Here is a 16,208-nt window from a genome sequence, read left to right as displayed (position 1 = left end):
TCAGCCCCTTGCTCCCCTCAAGACCTGGGAGCTGTAACTCCAAAATTATAGGGCACGTCTTCTCCGCAGGAACTGACCGCTTAGACAGAGCCGAGGTAACGCTCCTTAACCTGCTGCAGGGCTGGGGTCAGGGCCATCGGCCAGGGATCTGGCTGACGCAGTTGCCGCACCTCCTTTGGTAAGCGCAGCACCGAGGCACGACTGCGGCGGGCGATGGTTTCCAGGTCGGGCAAGGGTTCCAGGAGCACGCCCCTGTGCATGACCTGGCGCAGCAGCGGCTCGTAGCCAGGGGGCGGGGTCTCGTCAGCCTGACCCAGCAAGTCCCCTGTGGGGCCGCGAAAGATTTGCTTGCGCCCTGGCAGGGTGGCTTTGGCAAAGGAGGCCTTGGCCACGGGGATCCCATTGATCTCCACCAATTTGTACACTCCGTTCACCCCCTCGCCGGTAACCAGGCGGGTGCCAACACCGTAGCCGCTGATGGGCGCTTGGGAGTGGTGCAACCGCTCAATCTCGTACTCGTCCAAATCACCGCTAACAAACACCGGCGCCCCCTGCGGCAGGATGGCCTTGACCTGGCGGGAGAGGGCCTCCAGATCCCCCGAGTCGATGCGCACGCCGCCAATTTCCCCCCGGGATCCCAGTTGATCTGGCGGGGTGGCAGCAAAGAGCTGGGCTGCGGTGCGCGCTCCCTGGATGGGATCGTAGGTGTCGATGAGCAAAACTGCTTGGGGAAAGTAGCGCCGGAAAGCTTGAAAGGCCCGGGTCTCATCGCCAGAGAGGGTGGCAATGGCCATCACGAGGGAATGGGCCATGGTGCCCGCCGGCTTGCGCCCCAACTTGAGAGCTGCCAAGACATTGGAGGTGGCATTGAACCCCGCCGCCAGCGCTGCCCGCGCTGCCCAGAGGCCCGCCTGGGGACTAAAGGCTCGCCGCGTGCCGAACTCCAACAAAATGGCCTCGTCCCCTGCCGCATCACGCATGCGGGCTGCCTTAGTGGCAATCAGGGTTTGGTAGTTGAAGGTGGTCAGCAAGTAGGTTTCCACCAGCTGGGCTTGCCACAGAGGAGCCTCCACCCGCAGCAGCGGCTCGTTGGCAAAAACGGCCGTCCCCTCCGGTACTGCCCACACATCCCCCTCGAAACGGCAGCTAGCCAGCAGCTCCCAGAAGCGCGGGGGTGCCTCGGCAAAAATGCCCGTTTCCCGCAGTGCCTGCAAGGCTTCTGGCGGAAAGTGCAACTGCTGCAGGTATTCCACTGCTTGGGCCAGCCCCATGGCAATGAGGTAGCCATAGTCGCTAGGCAAGCGCCGCACAAACAGCTCAAAGGCCGCCGGCTGATTCTCCAGCCCCTCCCCCACATAGCAGGCAGCCATTGTGAACTGGTAGAGATCGGTTAGTAAGCCGTAGTCTTGGGGCTGCAGGGAGGAAAAGCTTGGGTCTACCATGGAACCCTCAAGTAAGCCAGAGAGGCAACGCCCGTGGGGAAAGGCAGAGAAGCCGTTGCCCCAGTTGGAGCTACCATGGTAGCAAGTCCAGCCTGCCAGGGATCCCTACCCTGCAAGGCAGCAAAAGCTTGGCTACGGGAAGTGCCATGGACACCCCCGCTCCACCCTTGACACCGCCAGTGCTGTCAACTCTGCCTGTGCCCTCCCACTTTGCTCCTGAGCGGGTGGGGGAGATTTGGCGGGTGCCCTACCAGCAGCGGGCCCCAGAGGCAGAGCGCTGGGCCCAGGAGCACCACATTCCCCCGGCGGAATTCGATCGGGTACGGGTGGGCCTGTTGCTGATTGATGTGCAAAACACCTTCTGCATTCCTGGCTTCGAGCTGTTTGTGGGCGGCCCCAGCGGCTTGGGGGCGGTGGAGGACAACTGCCGCCTGTGCCAATTCATCTACCGCAACCTTGCCCACATCACCCAGATCGTGGCTACTCTGGACACCCACACGGCGATGCAGATCTTCCACCCCATCTTCTGGGTAGACGCCCAGGGATCCCATCCCGAGCCGGCTACCGCCATCTCGGCAGCCGAGATTCGCTCAGGACGCTGGCGGGTCAACCCTGCCATGGCCGCCAACCTCACCCAGGGGGATCTGACGCGGCTGCAGGCCTATGCCCTCCACTATGCCGAGCAACTGGAGAAAGGGGGGAAATATCCTCTCATTGTCTGGCCCTACCATTCCATGCTAGGGGGGATTGGCCATGCCCTGGTACCGGCAGTGGAGGAGGCGATCTTCTTCCACGCCATTGCCCGCTGCAGCCAGCCCAGCTTCCAGCTCAAGGGGGCCAGCCCCCTGACGGAAAATTACTCTGCCCTCAGCCCGGAGGTCTTGACAGGGCCGGAGGGGGATCCCGTCGGCGAGAAAAATGAATCCCTTATCCGCCACCTCCTGGAATTTGATGCCCTCATTGTAGCTGGCCAAGCCAAAAGCCACTGCGTTGCCTGGACGGTGAGCGACCTACTGCAGGAGATTCAGGCCAGAGATCCCAGCCTAGCCAGGAGGGTCTACCTTCTGGAAGACTGCACCTCGCCGGTAGTGATCCCCGGCGTGGTTGACTTTAGCGAGCAGGCGGAGGCGGCCTTTGCCCGCTTTGCGGCAGCGGGGATGCACCGGGTGCGTTCCACCGATCCCCTCTGGACGTGGCCTGACTTTCCCCGGCCTCTTGCGGAGGAGACTTAATCTGCTCTAGTGGTAGGATGCGGCAGGACAGCCTGTCGGAGTTGGCCTGTGTACGACTGCCCCGGCGGTGCAGAGTGGCTGCGGGACCTTCGCCCTGAAGCCAGTTCCCTACGCCCCCCCAGTGGCGTCCGCGACTTCTTGCCGCGGGAAGTCCAGCGGCGAGAAAGGCTGGAGGCGCAACTAACCGAGGTTTTTCGCCGCTACGGCTACCAACGCATCATCACCCCCACCTTAGAGCGGTTAGAGACCCTGCTGGCGGGGGGATCCATCCGCGGCGAAGCCGTGCTGCAACTGCGGGATGGGGAAGGGACAATGCTGGGGCTGCGTCCCGAGTTTACTGCCTCCATTGTGCGGGCAGCGGCTACCCGGCTGGCGGGCGGGCCTCTGCCCCTGCGGCTTTATTACCACGGCAGTGTCTTCCGCAACAGCCAGCGGGAGGAGGGATCCTACAGCAGCCAGGAGTTTTTCCAGTCGGGGGTGGAGCTCATTGGCGCGGGAGGATGGTTGGCCGACGCTGAGATCTTGCTGCTTTTGGCCGATTGCGTGCGCGCTGTTGGCATCCGCAGCTGGACGCTGCTATTGGGAGATGTGGGCCTGACCGAGAGCCTGCTCAATGCCGTGGCTCCCAAGGCCCAGGCAGCAGTGCGCCGCGCCATTGCCCAGCTTGACTACGTTTACCTGGAATCGGCTCCTCTGCCAGAGGCGGCCCGCCAGATTGGCTTGCAGATTCTGGGATTGCGCGGCCAGCCTGAGCAGGTCCTACCTCAGCTTGCCCAGCTTCCTGTGCCCCCGGAGCGGTTGCGGGATCTGCGGCAGTTGTGCCAGATCCTGGAAGCCCAGCAGGTGCGGGTGGTGCTGGATCTAAGCTTGCTGCAAACTCTGGCCTACTACACCGGCGTTGTCTTCCAGGCAGTGGTGGGGGGAGAGGTCATTGCTCTAGGCGGGCGCTACGACCAGCTCTATGCCCTCTACAGTCCGCAGCAAGTTGAGCAGCCAGGGATCGGCTTTACCCTCCTGCCGGATACCCTGCTGCGGCTTTTGCCCCCTGATCCCCAGCCTGGGGCAACCGCCTGTAGGCGCTTAGTGGTGCCGCTGGTGCCGGCAGGGATCCCGGCAGCGCTGGCCTTGGCCGCCCGCTGGCGGGAGTCAGAGGCGGTGGAGCTGGAGCTGCTGGATCGCTCCCCCGAAGAAATCGAGGCCTATGCCCGCCAGTGCCGGATCCCGGAGATTGCCTGGGTGCAGGCCGATGGCAGCTACCACATCTCCCCCGTGGACTAATCCCAATCAAATATCCAGAGCCGCCAGCTCCAACTGGCCGCTGTGGGCCTCGATGAACTCCCGCCGGGGGCCAACGGCATCCCCCATGAGGATGGTGAAAATGCGATCCGCCTCTGCGGCGTCTTCGATGGTAATCTGCTTGAGGACGCGCGTTGCCGGGTTCATGGTGGTTTCCCAGAGCTGCTCTGGCATCATTTCCCCCAAGCCCTTGAAGCGCTGGATGGTGTACTTGGTGTTGGCCGGCAGGCTGCGCAGGACTTGCTCTTTCTCGGCCTCGTTGTAGCAGTAGCGCACGTTGTTGCGGCCCCACTCAATCTTATAGAGGGGCGGGCAGGCAATGTAGACGTAGCCCTGCTCCAAGAGGGCCTTCTGATAGCGGTAAAAGAAGGTAAGCAGCAGAGTGCGGATGTGACTGCCATCCACATCGGCGTCGGTCATGAGGATGATGCGGTGGTAGCGCAGTTGGCTGGGATCGAACTCCTCGCCCTTGACCCCCAGGCCCAGCGCTGTAATCAGGGCCTGAATCTCGGCGTTTTTGTAGATCTTGGCGGGATCTGCCTTCTCGATGTTGAGGATCTTGCCCCGCAAAGGCAGCACCGCCTGAAACTGGCGATCCCGTCCCTGCTTGGCGCTGCCCCCTGCCGAGTCGCCCTCCACCAAGTACACCTCTGACTCCGCCGGATCCCGGCAACTGCAGTCAGCCAGTTTCCCCGGCAGTGTGGAAGATTCCAGAGCCGACTTGCGGCGTACCAGCTCCCGGGCCCGGCGGGCAGCTTCGGCCGCGTTGAAGGACTGGATGGCCTTATCGACGATCCCCCTCGCCACGTTGGGGTTGAACTCCAGATATTCCGCGAGGGCCTCCGAGACAAGGGTTTGGACAATGCCCCGCACCTCGGTGTTGCCCAGCTTGGTTTTGGTTTGCCCCTCAAACTCAGGGTTGGGCACCTTGACCGAGAGGATGGCCGTCAGGCCCTCCCGCACGTTTTCTCCCGCCAGGTTGCTGTCGGACTCTTTGAGCTTGTTCAGCTTGCGGGCTTGGCTGTTGATGGTAAGGGTAAGGGCAGTCTTCAATCCCTCCAAGTGGGTGCCCCCTTCGGTGGTACGGATGTTGTTGGCAAAGCCAATTACCGTGTCGGTGTAGACATCCGCACACCACTGCAAGGCTGCTTCCACCTCAACGCCATCCCGCTCCCCGCGCACATAGATGATCTCGGGGTGGATGGGGGTCTTTTCTTGGTTGATAAAGGCCACATATTCCCGGATGCCGCCCGCAAATTGATAGACTTCCCGCTGAGGCGGATCCCGCCGCAGATCGCTAAAGATGATTTTCAAGCCGGCATTGAGATAGGCCAGCTCCCGCAGACGAGCAGCCAGCACGGCATAGTCAAACTCCCGCTCCGGGAAGATAAGCTCATCCGGCTTAAAGCGCACCTCGGTACCCCGCCGCTGGGCCCCTGCCGGCTGCGGCTCGGACTTGAGGGATCCCACCGCCGCCCCCCGCTCAAAGCGCTGGAAGTAAACCCTGCCCTCCCGCCAGACTCTGGCCTCCAACCACTCCGAGAGGGCATTCACCACCGACACCCCAACGCCGTGCAGTCCACCGGAGACCTTGTAGCCGCCTCCTCCAAACTTGCCGCCGGCGTGCAATACGGTCATGACCGTTACCAACGCCGACTGACCGGTTTTGGGGTGGATATCTACTGGGATGCCGCGGCCATTGTCCAGCACCGACACCGAGCCATCGGGGTAGAGGGTAACCTGAATCTCGTCGCAGTAGCCGGCCAGGGCCTCATCGACGGAGTTGTCCACCACCTCGTACACCAAGTGGTGCAATCCCTTCGGCCCAGTAGAGCCAATGTACATACCAGGCCGCCTGCGCACAGCCTCCAAGCCTTCTAGAACTTGGATCTGCTCTGCACCGTAGTTTTCTGTCATTTTCAACCCCAGTGGAAAAGCAACCGCAGCCCCGCTAACACGAGTCCGGAAAAATTGACCTCTGAGGCCAGAGTGGGGCCAGTACCCCCAAAATACGCTGCCATGATAGCACAAAAGCCTAGAAGGGCAAAAGAGCGGCCCCTGAGGGCCGACTTGGCTAGGGGATGCAGGAGAGTTATCTGTTTTGGCCAAGGAAGCTCTCCAGCAAGCCGGGCGGCGGCTGCACCTGCAGCTCACCTTTTTCCAGGTCCACAACCGGCACCAGAGCTTTCACGAAGGGGATCAACACCTGCCGCTGGTCGGGGGTGGAGATCTCCAGCACATCTTGGCCGACAGCCCAGATTGCCGAGACATGCCCCAGCAGGTGCCCCTGATGGTAGACGGCCAGGCCGATGAGATCGCGGTAGTGGTACTCCTCCGGTCCCAGGGACGGGCGCTGGGAAGCTGGCACCAGCACCTTAGCTCCCACCCAAGCCTCTGCCGCCGTCCGATTGGAAATCCCTTCTAGCCGCACTAGGTAGAGGCCCTTGCCAGGAAAAAACTGCCCCTCAACTAGGGAATGCAGCAGCGGCTCAGGGTCTGTGGCTCGCTGCAGCCAGCGGGGCCCTGGCTGGGTGAGGCGCTCCGGAAAATCCGACCAACACTTGACCCGCAGCCAGCCCCGCAGGCCATGAGCGGCCACCACCTGTCCCACCAACAACCAAGCGGGATCTACAGACATGGCGTTGACTTTCAAGAATCAAGCGAAGGGATCTCAAGGTTAGACGAGGGCGCCGCCGAAGTACGCAATTGCGGGACCTCGGAAGTTGGGGAGCTGGATCCCTGGCTAACTTTGGAGATGTCCACCATCGAAAGCAACCCTTGCAGGGTGCCGGGGATGGAATTGGGATCCATAAAGATTACCTTGGCGCTGGGGCTGCTGCCCACCTTGAGGCCCATATCGATGTAGTTTTGGGCCATCAGGTATTGCAAGGCGTTGGCCGCCTGGGGGTGCTCTTGCAAGGCAGCGGCGATGGTTCTGATGGCCTCAGCAGTACCCTCGGCCAAGAGCAGTCGCTGCCGTTTTTCGGCTTCTGCCCGCAGGAGTTGGGCTTTGGCAGCCCCTGCCGCTTGGTTAATGCTGGCCTGCTGCTCCCCTTCCGACCTGAGGATGGCGGCCCGCTTCTCCCGCTCGGCAGCCATCTGCTTTTCCATTGAATCCTGCACCGTCTTGGAGGGTTGAATATCCCTAACTTCCACGCGGGTGATCTTGATCCCCCAGGGATCCGTGGCCTCATCCAGCTCTGCCAGAAGGCGGGCGTTGATCTCGGCGCGGGAGGAAAAGGTCTGATCCAAGTCCATGCGGCCAATCTCCGCCCGCAGCGCCGTTAGCACCAAGTTCACCAAAGCCCGCTGCACATCCTCTACGGCGTAGCGGGCCTTGATCATATCCGTGATACGCCAGTAAACCACCGCATCCGCCATCAGGGAAACGTTGTCGCTGGTGATGCACTGCTGCGGCGGCACGTCCAGCACCTTCTCGCGGATAGTTTCCTTGAACACAATCCTGTCGATGGGAGGAAAAATGATGTGCAACCCGGGTGTCAGCTTGCGGTGAAACCTCCCCAAACGCTCTACCAGTGCTTCATAGCCTTGGCTGATGATCTTGACCGAGTTGAACAGGTAGCCGATAAAGATGAGGGCAAGGGCGGCTAAGATGCCAGGCATAGGGCTCTTCTCCTAACAGAGGGTTCAGCCCCCATTCTAGACAGCTGCTGGGACTGCTCCCTTCACCCTTCGACACGCCTCAGCCTCAATAGAGAGGGGAGGCGTGAACAGGATAGTTAGAGCTGCGGATTTCTTGTTGGGGCCGCAATCTTATCCGGTAGAAAGCTTGTGGGGGGATCCCGTCTATGAAACTGGACAGCAGGAACCTAGAAGTTGGCCTGAACAAAATCTACGACGTTATTGTTGCCGGTGGTGGCGCAGGGGGGCTGTCGGCAGCCATTTACCTGGCCCGCTACAGCTTAAGCTGCCTGGTGGTGGAAAAGGGCAGAGGCCGCTCTTTCTGGATGCAGGATTTGCGCAACTATCTGGGCCTGCCGCCAAACACGCCAGGACGAGAGCTGTTGCGACAGGGAAGGGAGCACGCCCTCAGCTTGGGGGTGGACTATCTAGGGGGCTTTGTGGAAGATGTCACAGATGAGGGAGACCTTTTTGCTGTCAAGGTCAAAGTGGGAAAAGTCAACAGTATCTACCCTGTTTTTCGCAGCAAATATTTGATTGCAGCAACGGGCATTATCGATTATTTGCCCCAATTGCCTGATATGCAAAATGTCTACGAATATGCAGGCTACTCGCTTCATGTCTGCATGATCTGCGATGGTTACGAAATGCGGGATCAGAAGGCAGTTTTGATTGTCAATTCAGAAGATCGAATTAATACGGCTTTTGTCCTCAACTGGTTTACGCCCTATATCTCGGTGTTGACCCACGGCCTGTGCTCGGTTGGCCCTGAGATGCGCAAAAAACTGGCCGAGCACGGCTATCCCCTTTACGAATCTCCCATTCGCCGCTTTCTGGGCGAGAACCACCAGCTGCGGGGTGTAGAGCTCGAGGATGGCACCTACATCGAGGCAACCACCGGCCTGGTGGCCATGGGAGCCAAATCCCACAACGACTATTTGAAAGGGATCCCCAATTTGCGCTGGCAGGGCGAAAACCTCGTGACCGACGAGTGGTGCCGCACCACCCATCCGCGGCTCTTCGCGGTAGGGGATTTGAAGCAGGGCCTCAATCAGGTGGCGATTGCCGTTGCCGACGGGGCGCTGGCTGCAACCGCCATTTGGCGGGACATCCGCCGGGCCTCGCCCGCTCGTAAATGGGAAGAGCGCCTGCGCTCTTAGCTTGGGCTCATTCCACCCTCTTGAGGGTTTGGGATGGTCTTCTGCCCTATAATTGTTGCGAAGCCCCGAGCAATTCCCATGCATTCTCTGAAAGCGGCGATCTTTTTTTTGGTTTTCCTATTAGTAGGGCTGCATTACTACGCGGTAGAGGCCCAGTCTTTTTTTCATCTGAACCTGACTCTAACCTCAGAATACGATCCTATTCTCCCGATCGAGAGCGTTCGCGTTGTGCGCGGCAGCAATCCCCAAGACCTGCTGGTTTATCTATCGGCTCCTTCTGCTGCTTGGGTTCACCAAGAGCGGGTGAACGGGCATTATTTAATTGATATTCCCTATGCAGTCATCACCCGCTCGACAACGGTTGAAGTTGCTGCGGGGCTGCCCTATCGGCTGAGCTGGGGCAACCGAGACGAACAGACTGGGCGCCTGCTGATCACCCCTGCACCTGCCCAGGTAGAGGTCCTTTTGCAGCATGGCTGGACAGCGGATCCCACTTTGCTCGATCCGCTGGAAAATAGCCGGCCTTTGCAACTGCCTTTGGAAGAGGCGCTGGGGCCTTTGTTGGAAGTGCCACCTCGCTCTGCCTTTCTCACCATTGACGATGGACCTTGGCCTCAGTCCACACCTCGCCTTTTGCAAGTTTTGGATCAGCTACAAGTGCCGGCTACATTCTTTCTCATCGGCAATCACGTTTCTCGCTTTCCAGAGCTGGCCAAAGCTATTCAAACCCACCACCACACGATAGCCAACCACACGTTTACTCACGACTATCGACGCCTCTACAGCAGCGACGAGATATTCTATGCCGAGGTGGATCAGACAACCCAACTGCTCAAGAGGTTGGGCTTGGATCCCCAACTAGTGGTTCGCCCACCGGGCGGTTTTCGCCTAAACTCTGCTTTACGTCGCGCTTTGGAACAGGCAGGGTATCGGGTTCTCTACTGGAACCTCAGTCCCGAGGATGCCTATGCTGGCCAAACAGCAGACCAGCTTTTGGAGCGGGTTCGATCCCAGTTGTCGGTGATGAAAGCCTCTGAACAACCCCTGGTTTTGCTGCTGCACGACCGCTGGCCCCATACTGCAGAAGCTTTGCCAGATATCGTTGCTGCGGTTGAAGAGGCAGGCTATCGCTTTTTGCCCTGGCCCAGTTCTAGAGATCCTGCTTGAGGAAACCGCCAACTGTCTCTTAGAAAAACCGGGCAATCTCTTAGAGTCTTAGGGTCGAGGAGTGGGGAAGTATGCGAAAGCCCTTGGATTGCTGGGCTCGGATAAGTTGGGGAGCGGCCTTGGCTCTGGCGCTACCGCTTGCTGTTCACTCTGCCTACCCCCAGCCGCTGCTTCCGCTGTTGCCGGCTGTTTCTGAGGGGGGCAGCGCGCGCGAAGGAGTTGTTGCCCTATTTCGTCAATCCATCTGGTGGGAGTTCATCCGCGGCAATCGCGGCGAAAACCTGCGCCTGTTTGCGGCCAGCCTCACCGCTTCCGATCGTCAGGATGTGGTGGCCGTGTTTGAAATCCAGCGGCAGCCGACAGTGGAGCCGGTGGTGCGCGTCCTCAGCTTCAGACATCAGGGAGGATACGATTTTCGCCTGCTCCACACGGCTGAGCCGATCCCAGGGCGGCTGATTGAGGCTCAGCTGCGCACCGATATTACCCCTAGCCCTCAGCCTAAGTTGGTGCTCCTCACCGAGCGAGGGGGTATTAGCCTGCTGCGGTCGGTCTTGATCCTGGAACACCGCCCTGAAGGGCTGGTGCCACTGCTGAGTGTAACGGATCTAGCCAACGCCAGCCTGCGGGTCACTCCCCAAGGGATCCTGATTCTCTCCAGTGTTGCGGGAGCTAGCCGCGACTTGCGGGCTACGCTCTACCAGTGGGAGAGAGATGGCTTCGTCCGCCGCGATCTTTAGCCTCCCTCCCTTCTAAGACCCCCAGGCCAAATTGCCGCAAGGCTGTCCCCTAGCTCTTCTCCCTCAGGGAGAGAGATCAGGGTTGACACTCCCACCAACTAATCGCGAAGCGGGACGTAGTCCTTAGTTGGGGGATGCAGTCCGCAGATGAACTCGTAAAGGCGTTATCAAGACGCCCCTAGACAGTTCCTTAAGACAGAGCCCAAGGTTCTGCTTACTTTTTGACTTCCAGCACTGTCCGGTTTCCGCCCCGCCCTGCTCGCGCCAGCGGGACGGAGGGTTACCAAGCTACTCCGCTGGGTCTCCAGACGGGGGAGGATGACCAGGGAGCTGTTGAAGCGGCCAACAGGATCCCAGGCTGGGGGCTTGGCCCACCTGCCAAAGAAAGGGGCTCTCGGCTCCCAGGGGATGGATGCTCCAGGGATCGAGGTCAGACCCAAACCAGCCGTAGGGATCGACGGGGGCGGGCTCGCCGGAATTGGTTTGGTCAAGGCGGCGCACCTCAAAGTGGAGATGGGGCCCACTGGCACAGCCACTTTCCCCTGACAGGCCAATCTCCTCTCCAGCTGCCACCCTCTGCCCCTCGTGTACCCAGATTTGGCTAAGGTGAGCGTAGAGGGTTTCCAGGCGGATCCCGCCAGGGGATCCCCCTTCGTGCAGGATGCGCACCCGCAGCCCCCTGACGGGACGGCTTAGGCTGGGGCAGAAAAACTCTGGCTCTGGGCGCGCCACGGTAACCCGCCCGGCAGCAGCGGCCAGGATGGGAGTGCCTACCGGCATGGCCCAGTCGTAGCCGGCGTGGCCATCGCTTTTGCCGCAGGGGTGCTGGGGACTGGGGGTCCAAACCTGGCCCTGTCCGCTGACAAACCGCCCATTGCCGTCTCCCTCCCTCAGAGGCACATCGTGGTCGAAGAGGTTGGTAACCGGAAACTCCCCGACAAAGGGCTTGTGCAAAAGCGGCCACTGGAGTGGTGGCGGATCCCCCTGAGCACGATGATAGCTCTCCAACTGCCCCCGATAGCTCTCCAGATCCTGACGTAGAGCGGGATCCTGCAACTGCTGCAGCAAAAGATCCACTAAGCGCAAGGCTTGCGCCCAGTCCCGGCGCTCCACAGCCCGGCTCAACTGGGCGTACACTCCCCCTAGGGGTTCCCCTGCCCAGGAGGAAGGGAAGGGAAAACCAGGCAGGATGTTTACAAATTGATACAACAGGCAGCAAAATATCAACAGGAATACCCTGGGCAGGCCAGGCGGTTTGCTTTGGGTACTGCGTTCTGCTTTTCTCCTCAGCCGCTGCCCAAGCTTAGGGGAGGCGAGGCAGCTCTGACCAACCACCCTGCGGGAGCTTCTCATGCGTTGGCTGTTATCCTCTTCCTCTAGTGTCCTTGTTAGCCTGCCTTTCCAGTTTTCTCACCGGCGAGGTGTTCTCCTTGGGTCGGGAGCAATCTGGCGGTGGTTGGAAGCCCTAGCGCTAGGCTTGCACCTTCTCTCCTTGCTCTTCGGGCTGGTGGGCCTACTGTGGGTAGTACCGCATCCTGAGTGGGTGGCCAGTTTGCCCCCTATTGGTCTACAGGCCTTCTCCTGGAGCATGGGCAATGGCGGCGTTGCCTACATGGTGTTCGGGGCGCTGGCAGCAGCTCTGATGGGATCCCGCCTCCTTGGGGTGCGACGCTTGCTGATGTTTTTGATCCCGGCGGTGGGCATCTCCCTCGCTAGCGAGCTGCTGGGCACCAGCACGGGGATCCCCTTTGGCAACTACGGCTACCTCAGCGGCCTGGGCTACAAGATTGCCGGCTTGGTTCCTTTTACGATCCCCTTGTCCTGGTTCTATGTGGGGTTATCGGCCTACCTGTTGGCACGGGTGGCGCTGCAGGCAGGGCGCCACTGGCTAATTCACTTCGAGGCCATCCTGTTGGGGGCGCTGTTGCTCACTGCCTGGGACTTTGTGCTAGATCCCGCCATGACCCGCGGCCCCATTCCCTTCTGGATGTGGCTTCAACCGGGGCCTTTCTTCGGCATGCCGCTGCAAAACTTCGGCGGTTGGATGCTGACAGGGGCGGCCTTCATGACTGTAGCCAACCTCCTCTGGGGAAAAGATCAGCCTGTCCTCAACCGCCGCCAGTTGCTGGGGCCACTGGTGCTCTATGGAGCCAATTTTGCCTTTGCCCTGCTGATGAGCTTGGGATCAGGTATTGTCGCGCCGGCGGGGTTGGGTCTGCTCCTGGGATTGGGGCCAGCTCTGGGGTTGTGGTGGAGTGCACCGCCAGCTCCCCCCTCCCCTTCCCAGGCTGAGGGAAAGAGCATTGGGTGGGGGTAAATAGGCAGCTTAGTCGGATTTGCGCAGGGATTTCTTTGGTCCGCCCTGCCATAGACTGACAACTAGGCAGGCCACCCCGAGGTTGATGCACACGTCAGCGAGATTAAACACGGGGAAGCCAATCCAGACGAAATTGAAAAAATCCACTACGTAGCCGTTGAGAAAGCGGTCGATACCGTTCCCCACTGCTCCTGCCCAGACTAGACCATAGCCTGCCTGCTCCCAAAGGCTAAGGCTGCTGCGCAGGGCTAGAAGCGCCAGGGCTACTGCCACCCCCAGCGAGACCCATTTGAGAAGCTGCGCCGAGTCGGCAAACAGGCTCCAGGCAGCGCCGGTGTTTTCTACGTAGGTGAGGTGAAATACCCCTGGCCATAGCTGGATTTCCGGGCCCGGCAGCAGCCGCTCCGCCGCCCAGCGCTTGGTCACCTGATCCAGGGTTACCCCCAGGATCCCGACCAGCCAAAAGCCTTTGTTCTGCATGTTGCTTGCACCCCCCAAGATTGGCTGCTTATTCTTCCCCGTGGCTAAGGAGCTGCAGAGCCTGAAGTCAAAGAGCAAAAACAAAAGCGCCCGGCCAGGTTAGCCGGACGGGGATCCCTAGCCTAGGGAAATGGCTACCGTCCCCGTTGCTCTAGGGATTGACGCAACTCGATGGCCATCTGCAGAAACTCTTGGGGGTTGCCTGCTTTGCCGTAGGAGGAGCGATCTTGAACCTTTTTGCCACTGCCTTGGCGGGTGCGGAGGTTGATTAGAGAGCTGGCCATTTCCAGAAACTTGGCAGGGTTTCCTTCGCTACTGCCCCGCAGCACAGAGGTTCGTCCGCCACGAATAACTGCCATAGCTACCTTGCTTCTTAGCAACGAAATGCTTGTTTACATCTTCCCACAAGGGATCCCCGATCCGCCAGGTTCACGCTTGCCCCAAGAAGCGAGAGCTCTAAGGGAGATAGCCGCGGCTTTTTAGGCTGTGCATCACCAGCTCAATACACTCAGAGATGCTTTGCTCAGCGGTTTTGCACACCACCTCCGGGCATTCCGGCGGCTCGTAGGGATCGTCGATGCCGGTAAAGTGCTGGATGAGCCCTGCCCGCGCTTTGCGGTAGAGGCCCTTGACATCGCGCTGCTCGCACACCTCCAGGGGGGCATCTACAAAGACCTCGATGAAGTTGCCGATGCGCTGCCGCACCTCTTGCCGGGTGGCCCGGTAGGGGGAGATGGCTGACACCAGCACGATTACCCCGTGGCGGGTCAGCATCTCGGCCACAAAGCCAATGCGGCGAACATTCTCATCCCGATCTTCTTTGCTAAACCCCAGCCCTTTGGTGAGGTGTTGCCGCACCAGGTCGCCGTCGAGCACTTCCACCGGCAGCCCCAGAGCCTGCAACTGCTGGGCCACGCCGCAGCTGAGGGTGGTTTTGCCTGCCCCACTTAGCCCCGTAAACCAGACTGTTACCCCCCGTCGCCCCATGGGTGTGGATCTCCTTGCCAGAATATCATCCCCGGCCAGAGTGATACACTCAAAGCACTGCCTATTGTCCCTCTGCCATGCCGCCGCTAAGCGTTGATGCCACCTTGGGATCCGCGACAACCGCCGAGCTGTTCAATCGGCATGTGATGTCCACCTATGCTCGCTACCCTTTGACCTTGGTGCGGGGGGAAGGCTGCCGGGTTTGGGATGAGGAGGGGCGGGAGTACCTGGATTTTGTGGCAGGCATTGCTACCTGCACCCTGGGACATGCCCACCCTGCTTGGATTCAGGCCCTCACCCAGCAGGCACAACAGTTGCACCATGTTTCCAACCTCTACTACAACCGACCCCAGGCGCAACTGGCCCAATGGCTGACCCAGCACTCCTGTGCTGACAAGGTGTTTTTCTGCAACTCGGGGGCAGAAGCCAATGAAGGCGCCATCAAGCTGGCCCGCAAATACGCCCATACGGTGCGCGGGATCCAAGATCCGGTGATCCTCACCGCCCAGGCCAGCTTTCATGGACGCACCCTGGCTGCCCTCACGGCCACCGGCCAGCCCAAGTACCAGAAAGACTTTGCTCCCTTGGTGCCCGGCTTTGATTACGTTCCCTACAACGATATCGAGGGTACGGCGGCGGTGCTGGAGCGCTGGGGCGAGCGGGTGTGTGCCGTGCTCCTGGAGCCGCTGCAGGGGGAGGGAGGGGTTGTGCCAGGGGATCCCGCCTACTTCCAGTGGCTGCGCCGGGTTTGCAGTGAGCGGGGCATTCTGCTGATGTTGGATGAGGTGCAGGTGGGGATGGGCCGCACCGGCAGGCTCTGGGGCTACTGCAACCTGGGAATCGAGCCGGATGTGTTTACCCTGGCCAAGGGCTTGGCGGGTGGGATCCCGATTGGCGCCCTCTTGGCCAAAGAGTTTTGTGCCGTGTTTCAGCCGGGGGATCACGCCAGCACCTTTGGCGGCAATCCTTTAGCCTGTGCGGTGGGCTTGGCGGTTTGCCACACCCTAATGGCGGAGAGCTTGGTGTGGAATGCCCAGCAGACGGGGGACTATCTGCGCCAGGGTCTATCCCGCTTGGCGGAGCAGTTCCCTCAGCTTGTGCAGGAGGTGCGCGGCTGGGGCCTGATCCAGGGCCTGGTTCTGCGGATCCCGGCGGCTGAGGTGGTCAGGGCGGCCCTGGAGCAGGGACTACTGCTGGTGCCAGCAGGATCCCAGGTGGTGCGCTTTGTGCCCCCCTTGATCGTCACGCCAAAGGAGATTGACGAGGCGCTGGTGCGGTTGGAATCGGCTCTGCAGAGCTTAGCCGTTGGCGACAGCGGAACGGAGTCCCTGAAAGCCTAGCTCTGCCAGACCTGCTGCAAGAAGATCTGCAGCCACTGGCGGGCCTCATGGGGCAAGGGATCCCTGGCCTGCTCGAGCAGGGGCAGTACCTCCTCGGCGTAGGCCGCAACAAAGCCGTCAGCCGGCCAGAGCAAGTCCGAGGTGGATCGCAGGTTCCACACTTGGGATCCCTGCTGGAGCAATAGGGGCCGTACCCAGAGGAGGGCTGGGGATCCCGCCTTAAGAGGGTGACGAGAAACCTGAATCAGCTCCCCATAGAGCGTGGCTTGCGGCCCCGGCAGAGCTAGAAGGCGGCGGGGCGAGGTGGGGGCACTCTCTACTTCTGTCCCAGCCGGCAGAGGACGTCCTCTAAGGGGGGGCTCCTCACTGGAGCCACATTGAGCAGGCAGACAGGGCCATAGCGTCATG

General features: G+C 60.6%; 16 protein-coding genes. 7 read left to right on the top strand and 9 right to left on the bottom strand.

Going from position 1 to position 16,208, the window contains the following annotated elements; translation table 11 throughout:
* Positions 1–80 precede the first annotated feature (80 nt).
* Positions 81–1,442, bottom strand: a complete 1,362-nt coding sequence (locus tag NW822_RS06865; protein WP_414403955.1) for a nicotinate phosphoribosyltransferase — start codon at positions 1,440–1,442, stop codon at positions 81–83.
* A 146-nt stretch (positions 1,443–1,588) separates the two neighbouring features.
* On the opposite strand from NW822_RS06865, the gene NW822_RS06860 reads away from it, so the two are divergent.
* Both NW822_RS06860 and NW822_RS06855 read left to right on the top strand, forming a co-directional pair.
* Complete coding sequence (locus tag NW822_RS06860) at positions 1,589–2,674, top strand: isochorismatase (protein WP_414403954.1); 1,086 nt, start codon at positions 1,589–1,591, stop codon at positions 2,672–2,674.
* A gap of 48 nt (positions 2,675–2,722) precedes the next feature.
* Positions 2,723–3,952 (top strand): ATP phosphoribosyltransferase regulatory subunit, encoded by a 1,230-nt coding sequence (locus NW822_RS06855; RefSeq protein ID WP_414403953.1) that lies wholly within the window; start codon positions 2,723–2,725, stop codon positions 3,950–3,952.
* 6 nt (positions 3,953–3,958) lie between these two features.
* On the opposite strand, the gene gyrB is transcribed toward NW822_RS06855, so the two are convergent.
* The 3 genes from gyrB to NW822_RS06840 form a co-directional block, all read right to left on the bottom strand.
* Complete coding sequence (gene gyrB, locus NW822_RS06850) at positions 3,959–5,887, bottom strand: DNA topoisomerase (ATP-hydrolyzing) subunit B (RefSeq protein WP_414403952.1); 1,929 nt, start codon at positions 5,885–5,887, stop codon at positions 3,959–3,961.
* A 175-nt stretch (positions 5,888–6,062) separates the two neighbouring features.
* A complete protein-coding gene (gene rimM / locus NW822_RS06845; protein WP_414360432.1) occupies positions 6,063–6,608 on the bottom strand; it encodes a ribosome maturation factor RimM in 546 nt (181 codons plus the stop codon).
* A gap of 11 nt (positions 6,609–6,619) precedes the next feature.
* Entirely contained in the window at positions 6,620–7,594 is a 975-nt protein-coding gene (locus NW822_RS06840) for an SPFH domain-containing protein (RefSeq protein WP_414360429.1), read from the bottom strand.
* A gap of 185 nt (positions 7,595–7,779) precedes the next feature.
* Between NW822_RS06840 and NW822_RS06835 the strand changes: the two genes are divergently transcribed.
* From NW822_RS06835 to NW822_RS06825, 3 genes are all read left to right on the top strand, one after another.
* The gene (locus NW822_RS06835) at positions 7,780–8,772 is read left to right on the top strand and encodes an NAD(P)/FAD-dependent oxidoreductase (RefSeq protein WP_414403951.1); all 993 of its coding nucleotides are present in this window, start codon (positions 7,780–7,782) and stop codon (positions 8,770–8,772) included.
* A gap of 78 nt (positions 8,773–8,850) precedes the next feature.
* Positions 8,851–9,939, top strand: a complete 1,089-nt coding sequence (locus tag NW822_RS06830) for a polysaccharide deacetylase family protein (RefSeq protein ID WP_414403950.1) — start codon at positions 8,851–8,853, stop codon at positions 9,937–9,939.
* A gap of 119 nt (positions 9,940–10,058) precedes the next feature.
* Positions 10,059–10,676, top strand: coding sequence for a hypothetical protein (locus tag NW822_RS06825; protein WP_414360424.1), 618 nt, complete (start codon positions 10,059–10,061; stop codon positions 10,674–10,676).
* 288 nt (positions 10,677–10,964) lie between these two features.
* Here the strand turns inward: NW822_RS06825 and NW822_RS06820 are convergent, their stop codons facing one another.
* Complete coding sequence (locus tag NW822_RS06820) at positions 10,965–11,813, bottom strand: M23 family metallopeptidase (RefSeq protein ID WP_414360421.1); 849 nt, start codon at positions 11,811–11,813, stop codon at positions 10,965–10,967.
* Positions 11,814–12,153: 340 nt separating this feature from the next.
* Between NW822_RS06820 and NW822_RS06815 the strand changes: the two genes are divergently transcribed.
* Positions 12,154–12,993 (top strand): carotenoid biosynthesis protein, encoded by an 840-nt coding sequence (locus NW822_RS06815; protein ID WP_414403949.1) that lies wholly within the window; start codon positions 12,154–12,156, stop codon positions 12,991–12,993.
* Between the two features lie 9 nt (positions 12,994–13,002).
* Here the strand turns inward: NW822_RS06815 and lspA are convergent, their stop codons facing one another.
* The 3 genes from lspA to cysC all read right to left on the bottom strand — a co-directional run bounded on the left by lspA (position 13,003) and on the right by cysC (position 14,460).
* Positions 13,003–13,494, bottom strand: a complete 492-nt coding sequence (lspA, locus tag NW822_RS06810; protein ID WP_414403991.1) for a signal peptidase II — start codon at positions 13,492–13,494, stop codon at positions 13,003–13,005.
* A 113-nt stretch (positions 13,495–13,607) separates the two neighbouring features.
* On the bottom strand, positions 13,608–13,832 hold the full coding sequence (locus tag NW822_RS06805; protein ID WP_414403948.1) for a hypothetical protein: 225 nt from the start codon (positions 13,830–13,832) through the stop codon (positions 13,608–13,610).
* A 97-nt stretch (positions 13,833–13,929) separates the two neighbouring features.
* On the bottom strand, positions 13,930–14,460 hold the full coding sequence (gene cysC, locus NW822_RS06800) for an adenylyl-sulfate kinase (protein ID WP_414360414.1): 531 nt from the start codon (positions 14,458–14,460) through the stop codon (positions 13,930–13,932).
* 77 nt (positions 14,461–14,537) lie between these two features.
* Here cysC and NW822_RS06795 point away from each other — a divergent pair, with 77 nt between their 5' ends.
* The gene (locus tag NW822_RS06795) at positions 14,538–15,800 is read left to right on the top strand and encodes an aspartate aminotransferase family protein (RefSeq protein WP_414403947.1); all 1,263 of its coding nucleotides are present in this window, start codon (positions 14,538–14,540) and stop codon (positions 15,798–15,800) included.
* Here the strand turns inward: NW822_RS06795 and NW822_RS06790 are convergent.
* The gene (locus tag NW822_RS06790; RefSeq protein WP_414403946.1) at positions 15,797–16,207 is read right to left on the bottom strand and encodes a hypothetical protein; all 411 of its coding nucleotides are present in this window, start codon (positions 16,205–16,207) and stop codon (positions 15,797–15,799) included. The genes NW822_RS06795 and NW822_RS06790 overlap by 4 nt on opposite strands.
* Between the last annotated feature and the right edge of the window lies 1 nt (position 16,208).

It is taken from the genome of Synechococcus sp. H70.2, from assembly GCF_047462275.1.
Classification (GTDB): Bacteria; Cyanobacteriota; Cyanobacteriia; order Thermostichales; family Thermostichaceae; genus Thermostichus.
Note: the sequence above shows the minus strand (reverse complement) of the source record. Positions and strands in the feature narration are given on the sequence as shown.

Bases quoted from the DNA above. Each gene is read 5' to 3' on its own strand.
- NW822_RS06865 (WP_414403955.1), bottom strand. From the start codon at position 1,442: ATGGTAGACCCAAGCTTTTCCTCCCTGCAGCCCCAAGACTACGGCTTA.
- NW822_RS06860 (WP_414403954.1), top strand. From the start codon at position 1,589: ATGGACACCCCCGCTCCACCCTTGACACCGCCAGTGCTGTCAACTCTG.
- gyrB (WP_414403952.1), bottom strand. From the start codon at position 5,887: ATGACAGAAAACTACGGTGCAGAGCAGATCCAAGTTCTAGAAGGCTTG.
- rimM (WP_414360432.1), bottom strand. From the start codon at position 6,608: ATGTCTGTAGATCCCGCTTGGTTGTTGGTGGGACAGGTGGTGGCCGCT.
- NW822_RS06840 (WP_414360429.1), bottom strand. From the start codon at position 7,594: ATGCCTGGCATCTTAGCCGCCCTTGCCCTCATCTTTATCGGCTACCTG.
- NW822_RS06835 (WP_414403951.1), top strand. From the start codon at position 7,780: ATGAAACTGGACAGCAGGAACCTAGAAGTTGGCCTGAACAAAATCTAC.
- NW822_RS06830 (WP_414403950.1), top strand. From the start codon at position 8,851: ATGCATTCTCTGAAAGCGGCGATCTTTTTTTTGGTTTTCCTATTAGTA.
- NW822_RS06805 (WP_414403948.1), bottom strand. From the start codon at position 13,832: ATGGCAGTTATTCGTGGCGGACGAACCTCTGTGCTGCGGGGCAGTAGC.
- cysC (WP_414360414.1), bottom strand. From the start codon at position 14,460: ATGGGGCGACGGGGGGTAACAGTCTGGTTTACGGGGCTAAGTGGGGCA.
- NW822_RS06795 (WP_414403947.1), top strand. From the start codon at position 14,538: ATGCCGCCGCTAAGCGTTGATGCCACCTTGGGATCCGCGACAACCGCC.
- NW822_RS06790 (WP_414403946.1), bottom strand. From the start codon at position 16,207: ATGACGCTATGGCCCTGTCTGCCTGCTCAATGTGGCTCCAGTGAGGAG.